Source organism: Streptomyces sp. NPDC047981 (genome assembly GCF_040653315.1).
Lineage (GTDB): Bacteria > Actinomycetota > Actinomycetes > Streptomycetales > Streptomycetaceae > Streptomyces.
In genome coordinates, this window is record NZ_JBEZNQ010000040.1 from 31,152 (window position 1) to 53,851 (window position 22,700).

17 protein-coding genes and 2 pseudogenes are annotated in these 22,700 nt (G+C 70.8%); 10 read left to right on the forward strand and 9 right to left on the reverse strand.

The features are described 5' to 3' along the window. Window positions 1-172 precede the first annotated feature (172 nt). Together AB0E14_RS23455 and AB0E14_RS23460 are read left to right on the forward strand one after the other, a co-directional pair. Window positions 173-591: pseudogene (locus AB0E14_RS23455) on the forward strand (IS5 family transposase); the annotation flags it as partial. A 150-nt stretch (window positions 592-741) separates the two neighbouring features. After that, window positions 742-927, forward strand: coding sequence for a hypothetical protein (locus AB0E14_RS23460; protein ID WP_362421419.1), 186 nt, complete (start codon window positions 742-744; stop codon window positions 925-927). 158 nt (window positions 928-1,085) lie between these two features. On the opposite strand, the gene AB0E14_RS23465 is transcribed toward AB0E14_RS23460, so the two are convergent. Beyond that, the gene (locus tag AB0E14_RS23465) at window positions 1,086-1,943 is read right to left on the reverse strand and encodes an NAD(P)H-binding protein (protein WP_362421312.1); all 858 of its coding nucleotides are present in this window, start codon (window positions 1,941-1,943) and stop codon (window positions 1,086-1,088) included. Window positions 1,944-2,024: 81 nt separating this feature from the next. Between AB0E14_RS23465 and AB0E14_RS23470 the strand changes: the two genes are divergently transcribed. Continuing rightward, window positions 2,025-3,047, forward strand: coding sequence for an AraC family transcriptional regulator (locus AB0E14_RS23470; RefSeq protein WP_362421315.1), 1,023 nt, complete (start codon window positions 2,025-2,027; stop codon window positions 3,045-3,047). Window positions 3,048-3,064: 17 nt separating this feature from the next. Here the strand turns inward: AB0E14_RS23470 and AB0E14_RS23475 are convergent, their stop codons facing one another. Continuing rightward, the gene (locus tag AB0E14_RS23475; RefSeq protein ID WP_362421318.1) at window positions 3,065-3,397 is read right to left on the reverse strand and encodes a hypothetical protein; all 333 of its coding nucleotides are present in this window, start codon (window positions 3,395-3,397) and stop codon (window positions 3,065-3,067) included. Window positions 3,398-3,648: 251 nt separating this feature from the next. Between AB0E14_RS23475 and AB0E14_RS23480 the strand changes: the two genes are divergently transcribed. Next, a complete protein-coding gene (locus AB0E14_RS23480; protein ID WP_362421321.1) occupies window positions 3,649-5,445 on the forward strand; it encodes a hypothetical protein in 1,797 nt (598 codons plus the stop codon). Between the two features lie 156 nt (window positions 5,446-5,601). Here the strand turns inward: AB0E14_RS23480 and AB0E14_RS23485 are convergent, their stop codons facing one another. From AB0E14_RS23485 to AB0E14_RS23495, 3 genes and pseudogenes are all read right to left on the reverse strand, one after another. Then, window positions 5,602-6,513 (reverse strand): sulfite exporter TauE/SafE family protein, encoded by a 912-nt coding sequence (locus AB0E14_RS23485; protein ID WP_362421324.1) that lies wholly within the window; start codon window positions 6,511-6,513, stop codon window positions 5,602-5,604. Continuing rightward, entirely contained in the window at window positions 6,510-7,094 is a 585-nt protein-coding gene (locus AB0E14_RS23490; RefSeq protein ID WP_362421327.1) for a rhodanese-like domain-containing protein, read from the reverse strand. The genes AB0E14_RS23485 and AB0E14_RS23490 overlap by 4 nt, the downstream gene beginning before the upstream one ends. A gap of 119 nt (window positions 7,095-7,213) precedes the next feature. Beyond that, window positions 7,214-8,597, reverse strand: a pseudogene (locus AB0E14_RS23495) (rhodanese-like domain-containing protein). Between the two features lie 362 nt (window positions 8,598-8,959). Between AB0E14_RS23495 and AB0E14_RS23500 the strand changes: the two are divergent. The 4 genes from AB0E14_RS23500 to AB0E14_RS23515 all read left to right on the forward strand — a co-directional run bounded on the left by AB0E14_RS23500 (window position 8,960) and on the right by AB0E14_RS23515 (window position 11,624). After that, entirely contained in the window at window positions 8,960-9,226 is a 267-nt protein-coding gene (locus AB0E14_RS23500; protein WP_362421330.1) for a metal-sensitive transcriptional regulator, read from the forward strand. A gap of 304 nt (window positions 9,227-9,530) precedes the next feature. Continuing rightward, entirely contained in the window at window positions 9,531-9,854 is a 324-nt protein-coding gene (locus tag AB0E14_RS23505) for a hypothetical protein (RefSeq protein WP_362421333.1), read from the forward strand. After that, window positions 9,851-10,135 carry a hypothetical protein gene (locus AB0E14_RS23510; protein WP_362421336.1) on the forward strand — a complete coding sequence of 95 codons (285 nt, stop codon included), beginning with the start codon at window positions 9,851-9,853 and terminating at the stop codon, window positions 10,133-10,135. The genes AB0E14_RS23505 and AB0E14_RS23510 overlap by 4 nt, the downstream gene beginning before the upstream one ends. 244 nt (window positions 10,136-10,379) lie before the next feature. Then, window positions 10,380-11,624, forward strand: coding sequence for an NAD(P)/FAD-dependent oxidoreductase (locus AB0E14_RS23515; RefSeq protein WP_362421339.1), 1,245 nt, complete (start codon window positions 10,380-10,382; stop codon window positions 11,622-11,624). Here AB0E14_RS23515 and AB0E14_RS23520 read toward each other — a convergent pair. Further along, window positions 11,612-16,462, reverse strand: coding sequence for a DNA repair ATPase (locus AB0E14_RS23520; RefSeq protein ID WP_362421342.1), 4,851 nt, complete (start codon window positions 16,460-16,462; stop codon window positions 11,612-11,614). The genes AB0E14_RS23515 and AB0E14_RS23520 overlap by 13 nt on opposite strands. 90 nt (window positions 16,463-16,552) lie before the next feature. Continuing rightward, window positions 16,553-18,559: a flotillin family protein gene (locus AB0E14_RS23525; RefSeq protein WP_362421344.1), complete on the reverse strand. Its 2,007-nt coding sequence runs from the start codon at window positions 18,557-18,559 to the stop codon at window positions 16,553-16,555. 530 nt (window positions 18,560-19,089) lie between these two features. Between AB0E14_RS23525 and AB0E14_RS23530 the strand changes: the two genes are divergently transcribed. After that, window positions 19,090-20,151 carry a helix-turn-helix domain-containing protein gene (locus AB0E14_RS23530; RefSeq protein WP_362421347.1) on the forward strand — a complete coding sequence of 354 codons (1,062 nt, stop codon included), beginning with the start codon at window positions 19,090-19,092 and terminating at the stop codon, window positions 20,149-20,151. A gap of 14 nt (window positions 20,152-20,165) precedes the next feature. Here AB0E14_RS23530 and AB0E14_RS23535 read toward each other — a convergent pair whose 3' ends face one another. Next, window positions 20,166-20,348 (reverse strand): hypothetical protein, encoded by a 183-nt coding sequence (locus AB0E14_RS23535; RefSeq protein WP_362421350.1) that lies wholly within the window; start codon window positions 20,346-20,348, stop codon window positions 20,166-20,168. 257 nt (window positions 20,349-20,605) lie between these two features. On the opposite strand from AB0E14_RS23535, the gene AB0E14_RS23540 reads away from it, so the two are divergent. Continuing rightward, a complete protein-coding gene (locus tag AB0E14_RS23540) occupies window positions 20,606-20,857 on the forward strand; it encodes a hypothetical protein (protein ID WP_362421353.1) in 252 nt (83 codons plus the stop codon). Between the two features lie 132 nt (window positions 20,858-20,989). Here AB0E14_RS23540 and AB0E14_RS23545 read toward each other — a convergent pair whose 3' ends face one another. Then, a complete protein-coding gene (locus tag AB0E14_RS23545) occupies window positions 20,990-22,591 on the reverse strand; it encodes an N-acetylmuramoyl-L-alanine amidase (protein ID WP_362421355.1) in 1,602 nt (533 codons plus the stop codon). Between the last annotated feature and the right edge of the window lie 109 nt (window positions 22,592-22,700).

Here is a 22,700-nt window from a genome sequence, read left to right on the forward strand (position 1 = left end):
CGGGCAGTCAAGCGCACTTTGGGATCAGTCCAGCTCAGTTGTGTGACTTGCCTCTGGGGCGGGGCGTTGCTCTGGCTATGGGACGGGGGGCCGAGGCGGCAGAACACCAGGACGAAACCGCATGGCAGAGCCTGCACGCCTGCCTGGTGGAGGTGGTGCGGGAGGTGAAGGGCTGGGCCGCTCTCGCGGCGGGTTCACCACCAAGCTCCACCTGCGCGCGGACGGCCGCTGCCGCCCGCTGTCTTTGATCGGCACCCCGGGTCAGCGGGCGGACTGCACCCAGTTCAAGCCGGTCCTGGAGAAGATCCGCGTCCCGAAACTCGGGCTTGGCCGACCGCGCAGGAAGCCCGATGGCCTCGCCACCGACAAGGCCTACTACAGCAACGGACCCTGCCGCCAGTACCTGCGACGCCGGGGCATCCGCCACACCATCCCGGAGAAGACCGACAGCCAGGCCGCCCGCCACGCAAAGGCTCACACGGCGGACGGCCACCCGGCTTCGACGAAGACCGGTACAAGAAGCGCAAAACCGTCGAACGAGCGATCAACCGACTCAAGCAACAGCGGGCTGTCGCTACTCGGTACGACAAACGCGGCTACGTCTACCTCGGCACCGCAACCGCAGCAGCCCTCGGCCATCTGGCTCCGAACGTGATCGCCCGGACAAGTCCTAGCGGCGCCGGGAAGCTTGACGGCGGCTACGTGGCGCAGTGCCATGAATACGGACCGAGGGGGTGCGGGATGAACGACGACGACAGCGACACCGCGAGCCAGGGCGACGTTCCACGGCGTCCGGGTTCCTCAGATTTCCCAGGCACGTTCTGGACCGTGCTGCTCGCGCTGCTCGTGCTGGGGCTGTTCCTCTACGGCCTCACACGGGGCGAGGGTAGCGGAGGGCACCCCGACGGGTACTCCGGTTGGCACTGAGCGGAGGCCGCGGACACCTCCGCCAGAGCCTCGGCGTGGACACCGTGTACGAGACCGCGGACAGGGCGTCCGGACAGCAGCGTTCGTGCCGGTCGTCGCTTTTTCCGGGGCGTCGCACCGGGCAGGAGCGGGCGCAGGACCCGCGGCTCAACTCATGGTCAATCGATCAGCTGGTGGCGCCAGGCACCGGCGGCCGCGGCCTCCTTCACGAACAGCGCGAAGGAGCGAGGCGACCGGCCGAGTGCGGTCTGCACGCCCTGGGACAGGCGGCTGTCCATGTTCCGCTGGATCGGGCCGACCGCGTCGGCGTAGTCCTCGGCGTCCGCCAGGGGCCAGCCCTCGGCGACCAGCTCGGCCACGAAGTCCCGCGGTGCCAGGGGTGTGTAGCGCAGCGGGCGGCCGGTGGCGCCGGAGATGAGGTCGGCGACCTGGCCGATGGTCAGCGCGCTCGGCCCGGACAACTCGTAGGTCTGGCCCACGTGCTTGTCCTGGGTGAGCGCGGCGACCGCGACGGCAGCGATGTCCTCGGCGTCCACGAAACTGACAGCGCCGTCACCAGCGGGCAGGCGCAGTTCCCCGCCGAGTACCAAGTCGCGGAACAGGCCCTCGCTGAAGTTCTGCGCGAACCATGTCGGCCGCACGACAGTCCACTCCAGACCGCTGGTGCGTACGGCGTCCTCGCCGTCGATGTGGGTCCTGCCCGCGATGCTGTCCTCGCCCGCGTAACCGGGGACGTCGGTGCCGCGGCCCGACAGCAGCACGACGCGTTCGACGCCCAGCTCCTTCGCGCGCTGCACGAACGGCCGTGTCAGCTTCTCGCCGTCGTGCGGCACGATGAAGACCTTCTTCACGCCGTCCAGAGCGTCGTCCCAGCTGCTGTGGTCCGTCCAGTCGAAACGGGGGTCGCCAGAACGCGATCCCACGCGCACCGCGACGCCTTTCGCGCCGAGTTGGGCCGCGGCGCGTCCGCCGACCTTGCCCGTACCACCAGTGATCAACATCGGATGCTCAGTCATGAGGCAACCAAACCCCCCGGCGCCGGGCCCGGGCCATGGCTGAGACACCCAGGTCGATGTTCGAGCCTCTACGGTGGTGGGATGGACACGCTGGCGGAACTGCTTGACGGCGTACGGGCACGCGGTGCCGTGTTCACCCGGACGGTCATGAGCCCACCATGGTCCCTGCGCTTCGCGAGCGGCGCCCAGCTGACCTTGGTCGCCGCTCTGAACGGCCGGGTCTGGATCACGCCCGCCGGAGGCCTCGCCGACGGCGAGCCGATGGAACTCGGCTCCGGTGACATCGCCGTCCTGCGGGGCCCCGCCCCGTACACCGTCGCCGAGGATCCCGCCTCGCCGCCCGGCCGCGTCATCACCAGCGCGGACTACTGCGCCCGAACCGCGCGAGCGGTCGCGGCCGGCGAGCCGGCGCCCGCACCGCGTACGTGCGGTGTCGATACGGCGGGTGCGGTTCTTCTGATCAGCGGCGCGTACGAAGGCCGGAACGGCATCAGCGACCGGCTCCTTGATGCCCTGCCGGACGTCCTCGTCGTACCGGAGGCCGACAGTGACCGTACGCTCCTCGCCCTGGTCGCGGAGGAGGCAGGCCGTGACCAGCCGGGCCAGCAGGCCGTCCTGGACCGGCTGCTCGACCTGATGCTGGTCTCCACGCTGCGCTCCTGGTTCGACCGCCCCCGCGACCATGCACCCGTGTGGTACCGGCCCACGGACGACTCCGTCGTCGCGAGTGCCCTGCGGTTGTTGCACGAGGACCCGGCGCACCCTTGGACCGTGGTGGGCCTCGCCGCCAAGGTGGGTTCCTCCAGGTCGGGTCTGGCCCGCGACTTCGCTCGCCACGTAGGCCAGCCACCTATGACCTACCTGGCCAGGTGGCGTGTCGCCCGCGCGGCCGATCTGCTCCGGGACACCGGCGACACGGTGAGCGCCATCGCCCATACGGTGGGGTACGCCAACGCCTTCGCGCTCAGCGTCGCCTTCAAGCGCTTCCGCGGTATCACCCCCACTCAACACCGTGCGGCCGTCGTGCACAGCCGAGGACGGAGCGCTCGCCCGGAGTCCAGGCCCCGACGAGAAGGGGCTGCACCTCGTGGTGCGGGCCCCTGAACTCGTTTACGACCAGGTCATCTGCGCGAGAAGATCGCGAGCCCCGCAGCCCCGCTCCACGCCGCCGAGGCGAGCGCCATGAGCGCCTTCGCCTCGTTCGCCTCGCCGAGCAGGAACATGACGCCGGCCGCGACGAAGGCGACGGCGCCGATCACCGCGAGGCCGGCGGAGGAGATCGTCGTCGATGCGCGCACGACGCGCAGGTGCAAAGGCTGCTCCTTCCGGCGCTCACGTCGCAGAGAACGCCGCAGGGCACGGGCCTGACGGCGGCGGCACTTGGCCTCGTGTTCGATCTGGGCCAGCAGCTCCTCCGTCGTGGTGCTCAGCAGCGGCGAGTTGGGCGTAGGCACGGAACCTCCTGGGGCGAGCGGATCGTTTGGAAACTCACCGTGATGGATGGTGTGATTGTTCGCCTCAGCTGATCGGTATCCCCCCAGGTGACCGGTCGAAGATCGGGGACAACGGGCCCGTTGTCCGCTGGACAAGTGAGTCGGGGGACAAGATGGGGCGGCCACTGGGCGAGCTGCGGGGGCGAACCCCGCAGGCCAACGCGCTCGCGAATTGGCTCCGAAGTATTACCGCCGGCTTGAAGGTCCGGGAATTGGAGAGCCAGTTCCCCTACTCGAAGGCGATGTGGACCGAATACCGCAACGGCAGCAAGCTGATCCCCGACAGTCTGCTGGACAGTCTGGTCACCAAGCTCATCCCCGAGCCGGCCATGCGCGGGCGGCTGCTCGAGAAGGGCAGGCGACTGCTGGCCGAGGCGAAGGATGCGGCCGCTCAGCAGGAGAGGGGCAAGGCGGCACCCGTCGTCCGACGACCTGGATCAGGTGCTCCTGCGGCTGACGTCTTTCTGCGGCTCGACGACGCACGGTTGCAGCAGATCGAAGCCATGCGCAAGCTCGCAGCCTCCGAGAAGCGGTGCTCCCAGCTGGAGGAGATGGTTTCGGTACTCAAGACCCGTTGCGTCGAGCTCGAGGGCAATCTCGACCGCGCGCGTGAGGAGATCCGCGCCGAGGTGCAGCGCGACCTGGACCTGTCGGTCGAGTACCGCCGCCAGGCCGACCGACAGCTCGAGCACGCCCGCCGCGCCAACCGGGAGGCATACGAACTTCGGCTGGCCGCGGAAGAGAAGGTCGCCCGGGAGCAGCTTGCTGTGCGGCAGGTGGTTGAACAGGCAGCGGACGCCGGTTCGGCGTTCGTCCCCCAGCCGTCTGGCCACGCTGATCACGAGACGACGACTCCCTCGATGGATCAGATCGCGGACGTGCTGCGCGAGGCTGAGGAGCAGCTGGCTGAACAGGACCAGGACCTGGACGAGCTGCGTGAAGTCATGGGCCTGGACAGGCTCGGCCCGTCGGCCGACGAGGTCGTCGTTGTCCGTGGACAAGTCGTGGACCGCGGTGATGTCCCCGTTGAGCGTGAGGCTGTCCACGAACAACGGGCAGACAACGCGGACAACTCTGTGACCAGAGACGATGCGAGCGGCAGACCGAGCCGCGGTAGAGCTGAGGCCTCCATCGCCTGGGAGGTCGAGATGGCCGCCAACCCCGTGGAACTCGGTGCACAACTTCAGGCGCTGCGAGCCTTAGCGGGAGCCGAAAAGTGGTCACACGTCGTGGACATGGCGAAAACGAGACCGGGCCACCTCGGGCAGGGGCCGACGGAAGTGGCCCGCGTGGAGGAATGGCTGGCTGGCCGTCGTCTCCCGGCACGGTGGAAAGACCTGGAATGGCTTCTCGTCGGGCTCGACGCCACTCCGCAGGAAGTCACGGCCTTCCGTAGGGCATTCCACCGCCTGAGAACCATCCACGTAAGCACGTCTGCCGACATCAGCGTCGCAGTTCTCGCCCGCCGTGCCGCTGCCGCTGCCCGTCCCCAGCCGGCAGCCCAGCGGGCGATCCGGCCGAACGCCGAACAGGGCTCAAACGCAACCGACAGCGTCGGCGCACGCGACAGGGCTCTCGGGCAGCTGCGTTCGGAGCGGGTGGAGCTGCCCAGACCGCTTGCGCTGAAGGCCCCCACGAGGCCGTCCATTCCATCGGCGCCTACGCGGAAGCCGATCGTGCGATGGCGCGATGAAGCCCTCGCCATCACCTCGCTCACCCTGATCGTCACCATCGGGGTTGGCTACACAGCCGCGTTGGGTGCGGATCCAGGACCGGCGATGTGGAAGATGGCCGTCTTCGCGGTGCTTGCGCTGGCCGCTGCCGCCCTGATCGGCATGGCAGCCATCGTCCTCACCTTTCCTCCTCTGAGATCCGGCATCTCGGACCGGCCGGCCCAGCACGTACTGATCGGAGGCGTCCCCGCCCTGCTCGTGGGGCTGGCCCTTCCGCCGCTCCTCGGCCGCGACCTTGGCGGCCGGTGGCTCGCTGACGTCGTAGGACTCCTTTAGGCCCTGTTCTGGACGGCCGGTCCGGTCGTCGGCGAAGCAATGCGCGCGCGATATGCCGAATGGGGGAGGCAGCAGCCTACGGGCAGCGCCGAGCCAGGTGCGCCGGGTGGGGCATGGCCCCACCCGGCGCACGGCGGTCGGTCGGCGGCGATGGTTCTACGGGTGTTCGGCACCGCGGGTCGCGGTCGGCTCGCGGGAGTTCTGGGGTGTCGCGCGGATGCCGGGTGGGGTGCGGCGTGCCCGCCTTGCGGCCCGCGCGATGGCGATGGCCCCAAGGATGCCGAGGGCTGCCCAGGTCGGGGGGCCGGCCCAGAGGGTGTGCGGGAGTTGCCGGCCGAGGACGAAGACTCCCATGACGACCACGAACCAGCCGAACGTCTTGCGCAGGGTGTCCTGGGGGATGCGGCCGGCGAAGTGGCCCCCGATCAGGCTGCCGACGACCGCGGCCGCGGTCACCACCAGTGCGAGGCCCCAGTCGATCTGGACGCCGGACAGGTGGCCGGCGAGTCCGGAGAAGGACTTCATGGTGATGACCAGCAGGGAGGTGCCGACAGCGACGCTCATGGGGAGGCCGCCGAGCAGGGCGAGAGCGGGGACGACGAGGAATCCGCCGCCGGAGCCGACCAGGCCGGTGACCGCGCCGACGACGAGTCCCTCGGCGATCACGCGCGTGACGGGCCGCTCGGTGCGGGCGGGCCTGGGCGGCTTCGGATTGCCGGGCTTGCGGAGCATGGCGGCGGCGGTGGCCAGCATCATCAGTGCGAACGCCACGAGCAGGACGGTGCCGGGTACGTACTCGGCCAGGCGGCCGCCGCCGTAGGCGCCGACCATGCTGACCGCGCCGAAGAGCAGTCCGGTGCGCCAGCGGACCCGGCCCGCGCGGGCGTGCGGGACGAGCCCGACAGCGCTGGTGACGCCGACGACGAACAGCGAGGTGGCGATGGCCTCCTTGGGGTCCATTCCGGCGAGGTAGACCAGGATCGGCACGGTCATGATGGACCCGCCGCCGCCGAGGACGCCGAGGCTGATGCCGATCAGCACCGAGGCCGTCAGGACGAGGGCCATCACGCTTGTTCCCGCAGGGAGGCGAGGACGGTGCGGATGTCGGTGCGCGGGCCGCGGTTGTAGGGCAGCTTGGACAGCAGCATGCCCATCGCGCACGTGTTGCTGAGCGCGGCGAAGGTCAGCCCGGCGCCGATGGCGGTACCGATCAGGTGCGCCCCTGGCACGAACACCCCGACGACGCCGGTGACCAGCACGATGGATCCGGCGGTCAGGCGGACCTGGCGCTCCAGGTCCCAGCGGGCGTCACTGCGGTCGACCGGGGCTCCGGCGGCCTCCCAGGCCATCATGCCGCCGTCCAGGACCGGCAGGTTGGGCAGGCCGGCCTCGGCGAGGGCCCGCTCGGCCTGGGCGGCGCGGGCGCCTGAGCGGCAGACGAGCACCGTGTCCTCGTCGAGGTGGGTCAGCAACTCGGCGCGGTGCTCGCGCAGCGTGTCGAGGGGCACGTTGTGGGAGCCGGGGATCCGGGAGGTGCGGAACTCGCCCGGGGTACGCACGTCCACTATGCGTGGTCCGGTGCCCTGTGCCAGCAGGCCCGCGAGGGCGGCGGGGGTGAGGGCGGTGCGGGTGGGGTCGTCATGGGCCATGAGAGGGGTGCTCCATCAGCGGGAAGGGCGGGCGGGCGCCCGTGCGTTCGGGGTGTGGCCGGCGGCCCCGGCGCCCGGTGAGGGCCCCGGGACGGCCGGGAGTTCGGGGGGCTCGGACGTCAGCCGGGCGTGTTCAGCAGCGTCCAGGCGGCGTATCCGCCGAGGAGGTCGGATACGTCGGTGAAGCCGCGGTGGCGCAGGAGGCTGGCGGCGATGGAGGAGCGGTGGCCGCCCGCGCAGTGCAGGACCAGCGGCCGGTCGGCCGGGATCTCGTCCAAGCGGCGAGGCAGTTCGCCCAGGGAGATGTGCAGCGCACCGTCGATGAAGCCGTTCTCGCCGCGTTCACCGCAGTTGCGGACGTCGATGACCAGGGGCGGCCGGTCGCCCGCGAGTGCGGTGAGCAGCTGGGCAGCGGTCAGCCGGCCGGCCGGGGTGACCTCCTCGGCCATCGAGGTCAGGGCGTCGTCGGGGCCGCGCAGGTAGCCGGCGACGTGATCGAAACCGATGCGCGCCAGACGGGTGACGACCTCCTCCTCGCGGTTCTGCGGGGCGAGGACCAGCAGCTCCGTCGCGGGGTCCAGCACGGTGCCGGCCTGCTCGGCGAACCGGCCGTCGGCGGGCACGTTCACCGAGCCGCGCAGATGCCCGGCCGCGAACTCCTGCGAGTCGCGGGCGTCGACGACGACCGCGCCGGCCTCACGGCGCTCGGCGAACTCGGCCGCGGTCAGCCGGGCGGGGCGCCGCCGCCGGGTCGTAGAGGACGTGTTCACGCCGGTTGAGGGCGGCGTCGTAGGGGAAGTAGCCGGGAGCTGTGGACTGCCCGGCGGTGACCAGGGCGACGAACTCGGCCTCGTTCATCGGCGCACAGGCGTAGTTCGTGGCCCGCTGTTCGCCGATCGTGGACTGCCTCTCGGTGGAGAGGTTCTTGCCGCAGGCAGACCCCGCGCCGTGCGCGGGGAAGACCCTTACCTCGTCCGGCAGGCCCATCAGCTTGCGCTGCACGCTGTCGTGCAGCATCGCGCCGAGTTCCTCGGCCGTCACACCGACCGAGGCGAGCAGGTCGGGCCGGCCCACGTCGCCGATGAACAGTGCGTCCCCGGTCAGCACCCCGTACGGAACCTGGTCCCCGCCGTTCTCGTACACCAGCACGCTGATCGACTCCGGAGTGTGCCCCGGCGTCTCCATGATCTCCAGGGTCGTGCCGCCCAGGCTGATCGTCTCGCCATCGGCGAGCTTGCGGATCGCGTACTCCGTCTCGGCCCGCCGGCCGTAGCCGATCCACGCACCGGTACGTGCGGCCATCTCCAGGTGACCCGCGACGAAGTCGGCGTGGAAGTGGGTGTTGATGACGCCGACCACCCGTAGCCCGCGGGCCTCGGCATCAGCGAGGTACTCCGAGATGTCCCGGCGTGGGTCCACGACCACCGCCTGGCCCGTCGACTCGTCCGCGATCATGTAGGACGCCTGGGAAAGACAGTCGAGGTAGTACTGGGCGAAGAACACGAGAGACCTCCAGCAGGAGCGGGAACATACCCACCCGGGTATGCGGGACGACGCGCGGCGGCACAGGCCACCACGGGGCAGGCGGAGAAGCCCGGGGCCCCGGAGGGCGGAAGGGCAAGCGGGAGAGGGGCAACCCCGGAAGGCGGCCGACACCTCGGACGGAAATACCCCCCGGGGTATTACTTTCTCGACGGTAGGGACGCACTCGCGCCCTGTCAAATACCCCCGTGGGTATCGTTCCGTCGAGGTGTGGCGGGGGCGCGGTCGCCGCCGCGCTCGCCGTCCGGGGTCACAGCCCCCCATCGGCCGGATACCCCCTGGGGTACCATCGGGAAGCGGCACGCGTATTCAGGGAGGTACCGATGAAGGTCGACGACGACGCGGTCAGTGCAGTCCTCAACCGTCTGCGTCGCGCTCAGGGCCAGCTCGCGGGCGTCATCGCCATGATCGAGGCCGGACGCGACTGCAAGGACGTCGTCACCCAGCTCGCAGCCGTCTCCAGGGCCCTGGACCGCGCGGGCTTCAAGATCGTGGCCAGCGGCATGCGCCAGTGCATGGCCAACGCCGACGAGGATCAGCCCCCCATGACCGAGGAAGAACTCGAGAAGCTCTTCCTCGCCCTCGCCTGACGACCCCCGGGCGGCCCCTTTCGGAGCCGGGCCGCAGTCAGACGCTCCACTGCATCCGGGCAGGCCGGGATGGAGCAGGCCCTCGCCGGTGATCGTGTAGATGAGTTCGGGCGAGAGCACCGCCCCGAGCGGCCGCGCACGGCACGGCCGACACCGCCCGGTCCGCGCAGCGCGCGGACCGGCGGACAGCGACGGCGCCCCCATCGCCCAGCCGCGTGGGGGAGCACCGTCCCACGTAGTCCCCGTACGCCCCTCCCCGTACGGGGAGGGAGCCCGTACCGTAGAAGTGGAACAAGGAGGCTTCATGGGCGCGTTGCCACACAAAACACCCACCCCGGCGTACGCGAGCCCGTACCGGATCGAGGCACACGAAGGCCCGCAGACCCTGGCCGAGCTCCGCGCTGCCCTCGCGGTGATCAACCCCGCCGAACTCGTCGCGTTCAACGCCAAACTCGACGCGGCCACCTTCGGGTTCGAGCAGGCCACCGTCATCACCGAGGCGCGCCATCTGGTCGCCCTGCGGACCCGGCCCGAAGTGCAGGACGCCATCCGGGCCTCGCTCGCCGGAGAGACCGACCTCATGAGCACCGACGACCTGTGGGCCGAGCTCGACAAGGGCGCCGCGTGACGCGCTGGATCGTCCAGGTGCCCCGACGGCTCTACCCCGAATTCGCGCACCTGTCTCCCGGCGGCCGCCGGGCCGTCCACGACGCACTGGCCCTCCTCGCAGCAGACCCGCAGTCACCCGCCTCGACGACGGAACCCCTCCAGGCCGTCGAGCTGCGCCGGATCACCACGCAGCCCACCACGGACACCGGCGTGACGATCACGATCCTGTACCGCGTCCACGAGCCCCAGGGCCAGAGCCCCGGACGTGTGGAGATCATCTTCATCCTCGTCGGCCCGTAGACCATTCAGCACCCCGGCGCCCGCGGCCTCCCACTCCGAGGGCGCCGCCGTGCGTTCGCCGCCTCGCTGACTGTGCCTGGGCAGCGCCCCGACGAGGGGTCGTCGCGGGCGGTCGTCCGCGGCTCGGCGGGAACAGTCCGCGAGCCTGGTCTAGCGTGGAAGTGAGGCACCGCCCTGCGACAGACACTCCGTCTGGCCGCGGACGGATCCGTCGGGTGGTGTGCCCGATCGGCAGGTGAGGGCCATGAGCAGCACAGCCGGCGTGTCCGGTGCAGGGACCCAGGATTACGACGTGATCGTCGTCGGCGCACGGTGCGCGGGCGCCCCGACCGCCATGCTTCTGGCCCGCCTCGGTCACCGGGTTCTCCTCGTCGACCGGGCGACGTTCCCGAGCGACACGATCTCCACCCATCTGATCCATCCGCCGGGCCTGGCCGCGCTCGAACGCTGGGGACTGCTGGACCGCGTGGTCGGTACGGGCTGCCCAGCCATCGACATCTACGCGTTCGACCTGGGCCCCTTCGTCCTTGCCGGGTCCCCTGCCGGGGAGGGCTTCGACGTCTCCTACGCCCCGCGCCGTACGGTCCTGGACAAGATCCTCGTCGACGCGGCAGCGGAATCGGGCGCCGATGTGCGCGAGGGATTCACCGTCGAGGAGATCCTCGTCGACGGCGGGACCGTCACCGGTGTCCGGGGCCACGACAAGGACGGCGGGACCACCATCGACCAGGCCGCCCGGATCGTCGTCGGTGCCGACGGACTCCACTCGACCGTCGCGAAGGCCACGGCCGCCACCAGCTACGCGGAGAAGCCGAAGATCAACGCGTACTACTACACCTACTGGGCCGGCCTGCCGATGTACGGGCAGTTCGAGGCGTTCGACCGCGAGGACCGGGCCTTCGCCGCATGGCCCACCAACGACGACCTGACGATGGTCATCTCCGCTTGGCCCATGCGCGACTTCGAGGCCAACCGCGGCGACATCGAAGGCAACTACCACGCCACACTGGCCCGCGCCCCTGCCTTCGCCGAGCGCGTCTCGAAGGCCACTCAGGCCGAGCGGTTCGTCGGCATGGCCATCCCCAACTACTTCCGCAAGCCGTTCGGGCCCGGCTGGATCCTCGTCGGAGACGCCGGCTACCTGAAGGACCCCATCACCGCCCAGGGCATCCAGGACGCCTTCCGGGACGCGGAGCGGTGCACCGCAGCGCTCGACGACGTACTCGCCGGGCGCCGCCCCTTCGACGAAGCCATGCGTTCCTGCCAGGAGGCGAGGGACGCCGAAGTCAGGAGCATCTACGAGTTCACGGCGGATTTCGCGACGATGGAACCTCCGCCCCCCGAGATGCAGGAAGTGCTCCTCGCGGCGTCCCGCAGCCGCTCGGCACAGGACGAGTTCGCCCGGGTGACGGCCGGCGTGACGCGGCCGGAGGAGTTCTTCGGGCATATGCAGGAACGCATGGAGCACCAGGCACCTCACGCTGCCTGAGGGGAGGCTTCCGCCGGGCCTGCCGCGTGTCTTCCTCCGGGGTGGGCGGGCGCGTGTCGCGGGTCCGTCGTCGCACGGTTGATCGCCGTTTCGACGGCTGTGATGCGGTCGGCGAGCAGGCCGAGGGCGGCGACCGCGCGGCTCAGCAGGTCCTCTCCGGCGCCGCCGAGTGCCCGGGTCCGCAGGTGGGCGGAGGTGACCTCCGCCCAGCGAGCGGCCTGCGAGGGGGTGAGGGTGCCGCGCAGCTCGGAGAGTTTCAGGAGGTTGGCTTCGGCGTCGACGGTGAGGGTCTGGGCCTCTGCGGTGTAGTGGTCGTCGATGACGGCGGCGAGTTCGGCGTCGTTCATGGCCGGTGAGATTCGGGCGACGATCTTGTTCATGTTGCGGTACGAGCCCTGGAGACGGAAGGGCGGTTCGGTTCGGGCGTCGTCGGACTGGGCCGCGGACGCCATGTAGGCCGCGTTGACCGCGAGGACCGTCGCGCGGGCGGTCAGCAGGTGGCGCAGGACGGCGAGGACGCGGTCGAGTTCGGCGGGGGCGTAGGGGTGGGTGAGCCGGTCGCGCCGCGCGGTCGGGTCGCCCGTGGCCAGCCGGGTCAAAAGCTCCAGGTCGGCGCGGTCCCGCCCGGCGAGCGGGGCGAGGTCCGGGTGGGAGGTGAGGGCGTTCTCGACGAAGCTCAGCGCGAAGGCGTCCCCCCTGCCGGTCAGCATGTCGCCGAGGTTCCACACGTCGGCACGGTTGGCGAGCATGTCGGGCAGGCGGAAGCGCTGCCCGGTCTCGGTGTAGGGGTTGCCGGCCATGCAGACGGCGAATCGCTTGCCGCGCAGGTCGTGGCCGCCCAGGGTCCGGGTGGCGTCGCAGAGCGGGATGAACTTCTGCAGGAACTCCGGCGCGGTGTGCTGGATGTCGTCCAGGTACAGCAGGACGTTGTTGCCGGCCGCGAGCGCGAAGGCGATCTTCTCCAGCTCCCGGCGGGCGGCGGCGTCGGGCGCTTCGGCGGGGTCCAGGGAGTGCGTGTTCCGGCCGAGGGCGGGACCGTCGACCTTGACGAGCAGCAGGCCGAGGCGGTCGGCGACGTACTCGATCAGTGTGGTCTTGCCGTAGCCGGGCGGTGAGAGCAACAGCAGCAGGCCGTGGGAGTCGGTCCGCTTCGCGTCGCCGGCCGCACCGAGCTGCTTGGCGAGGTTGTCGCCGATCAGGGGGAGGTAGACCTCGTCGACGAGGCGATTGCGGACGAAGGACGACACGACCCGGGGACGGTACTCGTCCACGCGTAGCCGCGCGCGCTCGGCCGCGACGAGCTTCGCCCGCTGCCGCTGGTAGTCGCGGAACGCGGGCACGTCCGCATCGGCGAAGGCCCGCGTCCTGGCCAGGTACTCGTCGAGGCGCAGCCGCATCACGCCTCCTGCCACGCGGGGATGGGCGCCGAGGAGTCCGGTGGCCGTGGCTGTGGTCGGGGTACCCACCTCGTACCGGTCGAGATCCGGGCTGAGTTCGACCGCGACGGCCTCGGTCAGGGCGTCCTCGTCGATCTGCTCGGCGGAGGCCGACGCGTACGAGGTGATCCATGCCTCGACGAACTGGCGTCGCGCGTCCCGCGCGCCGAGACCGGCGAGCGTCTCGTCGTACGCGGAGTCGACGACGGCGCCGCGGAACTCGTGCAGCAGAGCGCGCGCCTGGGCGGAGACGGCGAAGCCCGGCGGACCGGAGGTCAGCTCCGCGACGAGATACTCGGCTGCGGTCGCGTCGCCGACTATCCCGGCCAGCTCCCGCTCGAGTCCGTCCAGGGCTGATGCCGAACCGAAGAGGTCACGGGCCTGCGCGAGTGAGACCGCGCGTCGGGTCCACTCCTCCCGTGCTTCGGCGGTGGCGGAGCGGGCCCAGAAGGCCTGGGCGGCCGCGCGGGCCTTCGCCGGGTACCTGAGGAGTCCGGCCCCCTCGCGCAGCTTGAGCACCGTCTCCAGGATCGCCGCAGCGTCGTGGTCGTGGACGCCGCGCTCGTAGCCCTCGTCGTGGGCGGCCTCGGCCGCCCGTCGCGCGAGTTCGACGAGGTCCGCGCCGGCCAGGGAGTCCGGGCCGTGTGCGGCGAGCAGGCGGGCGGCCAGGTGCTCCGCACGGTAGACCTCGTGCGACTCGGAGGGCAGCGTCCGGTTCCAGTACGGCCGGGTCGCGGCGAACTCCGGGTCGGTGACCGGGGCACGGTAGTCGGTTCCCGTCAGGGCGAAGGCGAGGGTGTCCTCGTACGGTACGAGCGTGAGTTCAGGGGCCTGCCTGTTGACGGCGAAGCGGTGCCTGCCGAGCCGGATGGTGTCACCGTCGTCGGAGAACAGGTCGGTACGGTCCCGCAGCGCACGGTCGGCTTCCTGGCGGGCGGCTCCGAGCCTCCCGTCCAGCTCCTCCGCCCGTACGTGGTCCCCGAGTTCGCGGAGTCGCGCCGCGAGGTGCCGGACCTTGGCGACCATGGGGTCGGAGGCGAAGTAGGTGTGGACCGCGTCGCGGGCGCCCAGGGTGGACGCGCGTCGGGCGATCACCGCCAGGACCCGGCCCGCGGAGTCGGAGAGCCGCTCCGCGCGGCGGGCGCGCGCGTCCTGCAGGGACTGTTTGCGCGCCGTGAAGGCGTCGTGGATCTCGGTCCGCCTGTCGCCGATGTCGGCGACGAAGCCGTCGTGTTCGGCGAAGCGGGACTCCAGGTTCTCCAGCTGCAGCAGCAGGTGGCCGAGCTGGTCGTCGCAGCGGTCCGGGGTGTCCGCGGCCGCGAGAGCACCGGTGACGGCCTGGCTCAGCAGGGCCAGCTCCGCGGCGAACTCCGCTCTGCCCTCCTGGTCGAGGAGTTCGGCGCGCCGGGACGTCAGGACGGCGCGGGCGCGGTTGAGGGAGCCGAGGACGTCACCGATCCGCTGCAGGATGGAGGTGCGTACGGTCGCGTCACCGATGTCGAGGCCTGCGATGATCTCGCTGAGTGTCCGGAGCCCGAGGGTGTGCTCGTCGAGCCGGTCGCCGACGGGGCCCGCCCCGGCGACGGTGGTCAGCTCCCCGGCCTCCGCGGCGAGTGTCTCCGCCTCCCGCTGGTGGCCGGTGAAGGCGTCCCCGCGCCGGAGGAACGCGACGGCCCGCTGCGCGGCCGAGGCGATGTCGGCCTCGACGTCAGCGGCGAGCGCGTCGATGCTCTCCGTGTCGGCGTACCGCATCTCGCTCAGCGTCACCAGGCGCCCTTGCGCCTGACGCAGTTCGGTGATCCGGCCTATCCACTCCTCGGCCGAGGCGGGCGCCTCGCCCCGGATGCGCCGGACGAGCCGGGTCACCTGCTGTGCGGACTCGGCCAGCGCGTCGCTCGCCTGCCGGGTGAGCGCGGTCACGGCTTCGAACTCGTCGAGGACCTGCGCAGCGGTGCCCCGCAACTCGTCGAGCGCACCCCGCAGGTCGCCCGTGTCCGGTTCGCCCAGCCAGTGGTGAGCGTCATGGGCACGCTCGCACGCGGCGACCAGCGACTCGTACACCGCGCCGGCGGGCGTCAGCTCGACGGCCTGCCGGGCGATGCCGAGGCAGTCGGAGATGCCCCGGACGAGGTCCGCGTTGCCGATCCGGGCAAGCGGCCCCTCGCCACGCGGCGCCACATGGGTGTCCGCCACGTACGGCGTCCGCCAGATCTGCGCCGGGTGCGTGCGGCCGGGCTGCCCGTCCTCGGCCCGCAGCACGACCATCGTCCCGTCGTCGAGGAGCGCGTACCCGTGGCAGGAAACGGGGGTGGCGACCTCCTGGCGGATGCGGTTGTACGGGAGGAGCAGGCTTCGGCCGGACTCCTGAGCGTGGAAGGCGAAGAGGATGTCCTCGCCGTTGGGGGAGCGGATCGCCCGCTCGAACGTCAGCTCCGCCGCGTCCACGTCGAAGGTCCTCACCGCTCCGGAGGCGAGACAGTAGCCGCCGGGGAACAGGACCCCCTGGTCCTCCGGCAGCCGCAGACATGCCTGTCCGATGCCGTCGAGTCTGACCACGGTCCCGGTCAGGGCGTTGAAGACCAGGTGGCGTCGGGTCTCCTCCTTGTACGGGCGGACGCGCACGACGATCAGCGCGCCCACCGTCGCGTACGCGACCTCCGCGTCGGCCAGGGACTGCAGCGGCTCGTCGACCGGCTCGCTGTGGATTCCTTCGGCGGTTTCGGTGTCGTTCTCCGTCTTCATCGTCAACGCCCCACCGGCCGTGGAGACGAAGAGCCGGCCGTCGAGCGAGACGTGCGGGTGCCGGCCGAGCACGTGGTCGTCGCGGGTCGTCTCCACCCACTGAACGTCCTGCGAGGGCGGGGAGTGGTGATCGCGCTCGCCCTGGGCGTCGAGGAAGCGTGTCTCGCCCGTTCGCCCGACGGACCAGCGGAGGACGCGGAGGTCGTCGGCCTGCTCTCCTGTCTGGAAGACCGCGAGGAGACGGCCTTCCAGGCGGCGCAGCCGCAGCAGGCGTGTCCCGCGGAAGTACCGGTGCAGACCGGTGAACTCCCGTACGAAGTCCGGGTCGTCCAGAAGGCCGGGCACCGCGCCCTCGGGCAGTGGGTTCAGCTCGCGGTCGTACAGGCCGAAGACATCGGAGACGGAGGTCTCGGCCCGGTCCGATGATGTCGTCCGGCGGCCGAGGAGCAGGACGTCCTCCCCGACGGCGACGATGTCCCGGGCCAGGCCGTTGCTCTGAGTGCGGATGCGGTCGGTGCCCGCGAGGGTCAGCTCGCCCGAACCGAACTCCGTGATCCGCGCCTGGTTGAGGGCCTCGGCGCGCCGGGCCAGCTCACCGGACTGCGCGACGAGGCGGTCGCGCAACACCGCGTACGTGTCCTGGTCGATTCCGGCGCTCATGTCGTTCGCTCCCCTGTTCCGTGATGGTTGCGGAGCCGGTGCCGCCAACCCCCGTGTGCCGGCACCGGCCCTGCCGTGACCGCTGGGCGGTCAGCTCTTGGCGGCGCCGTTGAGCGCCGTCTCGGCGCCCGCGGGGGCGCCTGCGTCCAGGACCCCGGACTTCATGACCTTCGCCAGGAGCGCGGACACACTGAGGTTCTGCACATCGGCGGTGGACAGCGAGCCCAGCACCTTGGTCAGGTCCTCCGTGAAGGACCCGTCCCCGCTCAGCCACGGACCGGCGAGCGTCCGCGCGGTCTGCGAGTGGTCGACGAAGCCGTCGACGGACCTACCGAGCGCGATCGACTGGACAAGACGGTCGAGGAAGACGGACTCGCCGCCGACGATGTTGATGTCGGCGTTCTCCAAGCCGGTCGCGAGAACGGTGGCCTGTGCCTCGGCGACCTGCCGCTGGACGTCGAGCCCGGCGAGCCGGATGTCCTTCTCGGCCTCCAGGCGGAGCCGGTACTCCTCGTGCGTACGGGAGGCCTCGTCGAGCGCGGCCATGGCGGCCGCCTTCTCGGTCAGACCGGCTGCCTCGGCCTTGAGCTTCTCCCCGATGGCGGTCGCTTCGGCCAGCGCCTTCTCCCGGATGCCGGCGGCTTCGGCGCGCAGCCGCGCCTCGGTGGCCTCGGCCTCGGCCCGCCCGGCCTTCTCGATCGCGTCCGCCTCCTTCTCCCGCACCTGCACGGCCGCGAGCCCTTCGGCGGCGGCCTCCGCCTGGATGCCCTCGGCAAGCCGGATCTTCGCGCGAGCGTCCATGTCCGCTGCCTTGTTCCGGGCCTCCGCGAGCGTGAGTTCCTCGGCGGCGCGGTGGACCGCGGCTTGCTCGGCGGCCTCCGCGGCCTTGATGTCCTTGACCAGCTTCTCCTGGGCCTCGGCCTCCGCCGCGATGATCACGGCCTGCCGCTCGCGCTCGGCCTCCTCGACGGCACGCAGCCGCTTGATCGACTCCTCCTGCTCGGCGACCGTACGGTCCACCGCGACCCGCTCCCGGACCACTTCGGCGATCTCCCGGCGCTCGGCCTCGACCTCCTTGTCGGCGGAGATACGGGTCAGTTCGGTCTCCCGGTCCCGGGCGATGACTTCGAGCAGCCGGTCCTTCTCGATCCGCTCGTTCTCGATCGCGATGACCCGCTCGCGGTTCTTCTGCGCGACCGCGACCTCGCGGGCCTGGTTCTCCCGCTGGATGCCCAGCTGCTCCTCGGTCCTGAGGAAGGCGCTCTGCGCACGCAGCCGCTCCTCCTCCACGACCCGCGCGGTCTCGGCCTCCTCCCGGGCGCGCACGGTGTCGATCTCGCGCCTCTGCTTGATCTCCGCGTCCGCCTGCCGACGCTCCAGCTCCAGGATGGCCTCGCGGGCGTCGACGTTCTGGCGGGTGATCTCCTTCTGCTCGTTCTGGCGGTACTCGTTGGTCCGGACGTTCTCGACGGCCGTCAGCTCGGTGATCTTGCGGATGCCCTGGGCGTCCAGGATGTTGCCGGGGTCGAGGTGGGAGAGCGGGGTCTGCTCCAGGTGGTCGATCGCCGCGTCCTCAAGGCTGTAGCCGTTGAGATCGATGCCGATCAGCTCGATGATCTTGAAGCGCAGCTCTTCGCGCTTGGTGTAGAGGTCGGTGAAGTCCATCTGCTTCCCGACCGTCTTCAGCGCCTCGGAGAACTTGGCGTTGAACAGCTCCTGCAGGATCTCCTTGTCGCTGGCCCGAGCGGTTCCGATGGCCTGGGCCACCTTGATGACGTCCTCGACCGTCTTGTTGACGCGGACGAAGAACGAGATGCGGATGTCCGCCCGGATGTTGTCCCGGCAGATCAACCCGTCGCGGCCGGTGCGGCTGATCTCGATCGTCTTCACCGAGATGTCCATGAGTTCGGCCTTGTGCAGGACCGGCAGGACGACCTGTCCGGTGAAGGTGACATCGACCTTTCGCATCTTGGAGACGATCAGGGCCTTGCCCTGCTCCACCTTCCGGAAGAGCCGGGTGACGGCGAAGAGCAGGGCGACGCAGACGAGCAGGACAACGGCGATCAGCACGCCGATGCCCGGGGTGATGGCATTCATGGAAAACCCCGTTGTGGATGGGAGAAAGGGGGAGTCGCGTGCGGGAGCGCGTCGTTCTGGGTCCTCGGCGCCCCTCGGGTGGCGCGTGCCCGGTCGGCCTACCGGCCTCGTCGTTCGGGAACGGCCGAGAGGCACGGCGCGGCGCCGGCCGGGAAGTCCCGTTCGGGCGGACCCGTCACCACCACGAAGTCCTGAGAGCGCGGCCCCGGTTCCGGTTCGTCGGGGACCAGGGCCGCCGGAGGCGGGACCGGTCGCGACGTCACCGGCCGGGCAGGACGCGGGAACCGCAGGGACTGCCCCATTCGGTCCTCCCGCGAAGTCTCGATGTCTTCCGGGTCCAGGCAGCTTCGCGCCGCGCGTGGCCCCTCGCGGGACCATTCTGGCCGAGTGAGAGCCTGTTCGGCATTGCCGGAAACCGGCAGTCCTTGACGTGTTCTTGATGCCTGGTTGCGGACCTTGGTGTGCGACATGCAAGTCTTGAACGGCGCGTCAGTAACTCATCAGGGACGCGTCAGGATGCGGGGAGGGTCATGGCGGAGCGAGAGATCGACGAGCAGTATCTGGACGGGTATGCCGAGATCCTGTCCAGCGTCTGCACGACGCACCGCGGGCTCACGCGCGACGAGAGGGAGACGCTGCGGTCCCGGGGGGAGCGAGCCGCGGAGGACGGTATCGGGCTACGGCGCCTCATCCGGGCCCATCTGTCCGCCGCGCAGCGTGTCCACCTCGATCTGCCGGCCGCAGCCGCCGTCCATCTGCTGAGCGCGGTCGAGCAGGCGGTGGACTCCTTCGCCGAAGGACACGAGCGGGCACAGCGCTTGGCGGTGCGTCAGGAAGAGGCGGCCAGAAGGGAGTTCATCGACGACCTCCTGTACGGGCGCAGCGACCTCGGAAGGCTGGCCGAACGAGCCGAGCGCTTCGGGCTGCTCCTCTCCCACGCCCACGCCGTGGCCGTGGCGCAGGGCCCGGAGCCGTACGGCGACGGCTACGCGGTCACCCGCACCGTCGAGTCCGCCCTCGTCGCGCGCTTCGGCAACCGCCGCATCCTGCTCACCACCAAGGACGGCCGGCTGATATGCGTCGCGCCGGCCGACGAACCCGAGGTGCTGACCTACTTCGCGAAGCAGGCGTACGCCGCCACCGACGGCGGCCAGGTCGCCATCGGCCGATCGCATCCCGGCGCCGGCGGCGTCGTCCACTCCTACGAAGAAGCACTCAACGCCCTCGCCCTCGCCACCCGCATGGACCTCAACGATCCGGTCCTGCACGCCGCCGACCTGCTCGTCTATCCCGTCCTCACCCGGGATCGGCAGGCCATGGCGGACCTCGTACGCAGCGTCCTGGGCCCGCTCCAGCAGGCCCGCGGCGGCGCGCAGCCGCTCCTGGACACCCTCTCCGCGTACTTCGACACCGGCTGCGTCACCGCCCAGGCAGCCCGCCGCCTCAACCTCAGCGTGCGGGCGATGACCTACCGCCTCGACCGCATCCACCGCCTGACGGGCGCCGACCCCGGCGACCCTGTCCAGCGCTACACCCTCCAGACCGCCGTCGTCGGCGCCCGCCTCCTGGGCTGGCCGGGTCAGGAACTGTAGGGGGCGGAGACAGGTCAGTTGCCGGCACTTGCAGCGATGCTCCAACCGACGAACAGCGCCATCGGCATACCTATGAGGGCGGCTGCCAACCACCAGCCCACCCGGGTCGAGGTCTTGCGCCCGACCGCGTAGGACAGCAGCGCCATGGGCAGGGCGAGGACGAGCAGGACGAAGATGACGATGACACCGACCGCCATGCGTGATCCTCCCTTTCCATGAGAACGCGGGCCGCCCAGCTGGTGGCCCCCGGTCAGACTTGCCGACCCTACGTTGTGCGGTTCCTTGGGCATCCATTGGCCCGATGCGTCGCGGGCGGTGCGGGCCGCGAGGGGGGAAGGGCTGATCGCAGGCCCTGAGAGGTATGCGCTGCGCTCACCGAGAGGGAGATCGGTGAGCTGAGGGCTGAGATCGCCACCATGAAAGAAGGTGGGTACTACTGATGGAAGGTCGGCGGATGAACCGGGCCGAGGTCACGGATGTCTTTGTCTTCGCGAAGGGGGACGGTGCCGTTTACATCGACCCCGTCGAGGGGGACATCAAGGCGGGGGACCGTGTGAAGATCCTCCGCGAGGGCGTGAAGGTCGCCGAGGTCGTCATCTTCCCGCGCGACGGCAGCGCGGCCGGCGCGGTTCGAGCCGGTGGACGTGCGCATGCCCTCGTGAAGGGATTCGTCTGCGTCGTCGGTGACATCATCGAAGCCGAGTGAACGGCACTTCGGCGAGCTGAGCCCGCCAACAACTCAGCCTTGCAGGCCACGTTCGATTTCGCGTCGTGCGACGGCGGGCGGCCGGGCCCTGTGAGAGGTCCCGGCCGCTGGTGTGCGTCGTGGTCGTGGTCGTCAGTTTCCGGTTGCGTACGGGGAACTGCCCGCGGTCGTGCGGATGGTCGGGAGTGCGGAGTACAGGCTGGCACCGGGGCAGAGCGTGGCGTAGCCGTCGCGGTGTCCGGAGATGGTGTTCAGTGTGGCGGCCTGGCCCTTGGTCCACACTCCGGTGTCCGCCGCGGCGGTGAGCGTCACCTTCGCCTCCGGGTCGACGCCGTGCAGGCCGAGCTTCCAGGCGGCGAGGTCGGCGATGGCCTGCTTGGCCGCGGCCGTCGGCGTGCCGCCGTTCTCGTAGTCGCCGAGGAGCGAGATGCCCGAGGAGTAGCTGTTGAAGCCGTAGGTGTGTGCCCCGAGGACGGGCCGGTCCACGCCGCCCGCACGGCCCTCGAAGACCGTGCCGCACTTGTCGACGAAGAAGTTGTAGCCGATGTCGTTCCAGCCGTTCGTCTTCACGTGGTACGTGAGGATCGCGCGGATGATGGCCGGCGAGTCGGCGCACGCGTAGTCGTTCGTCCCCGCGGTGTGGTGGACGAAGACGGCGTCGACCTTGTTCAGGTACGAGGGCGGGTTCTGGACGAGCGACTCGTCCGCGCCCCAGGCGGCGCGGCTGACGACGGCGGGGGCGGCCGGAGCGGTGCTGCTCGGCTCCGGGGTGCCGCTCGGCCCGGTGGGGGAAGCGGGCTCGGTGGGCTCCTGCGTGGGGACCGTGCTGGGGGTCGGGTCCGTGGGGGCCGTGCTGGTGGGGGCTTCGGTGGGTTCGGTCGAGGGGGCTTCCGTGGGCGCCTCGGACGGGGTCCCCGTCGGAGTCCCCGTGGGCTCGTCCGTCGGGTCTTCCGTCGGGTCCGTGCCCGGGGCGGACTCGGTGGGCTCCTGCGTGGGCGGAACCGTGTCCGTGGGCTCGGCGGGGGAGGCCGTCGGCTCCTCGACCGGTGGCTGCGATGTCTCGCCGCCCCCGGAGCCGCCTGTCGTGTCGCCGGGATCAGCGCTGGGGGAGGCGGGGCTGGTCTCCGTGGCGTCGGGCGAGGCGCTGGGCTTGCCGTTCACCTTGTCGTTCGGCTTCCCACTGCCCTTGCCGCCGCCGTTGCCCTTGCCCTTGACCGTCTCGCCGGGGTCGATCAGGTCGAGGCGGAGCGCTTCGGGTACCGCGGTCTCTTCGCCGTCCGCGACGACCCGCGCCTCGACGCCGTCCGAAGGGCCGACCCACAGCGGCTCCGAGGCGCCACGTACGTCCGACGCGCCGCCCTCGGCGGATTCCGGTGCCCGTACGTCGAAGTCGAGGTCGCGCCACGCGCTCCACTCGCCGGTGGCCGCCTTGCGGGTACGTATCTGGGCTGTGCCCTCGAAGGTGTCGCCGCTGTCCTCCCACGAGACGCCGACGAGCGAGAACGACTGTGTCGCGGTGCGTGGCAGTGCGCGCTTCTTCGGGTCCTTCCCGTCCAACGGCAGCGCATGCGCCGCCGCCTGGCGCGAGCCGTCATCGGGACCGGCTGTTTCACCGCCTCCTGTCACGGCGACGGCCGTCACACCCGTGCCCGCCAGGACGACGACTCCTGCCGCCAGCCAGACCGCGCGCCTCTTCCCTGTCGCCCGCCTTGCGCGGGCCCCTCTCGGACTCATGTCCCATCCCTCGTACGCAACTGATCAGTATCGGTGGCAGGTCGCGAGAAACCAGGCGGTGACCGCTCGGCTCCACCGGCTCATGGACCCAAACCCGCTGTGCATGCGC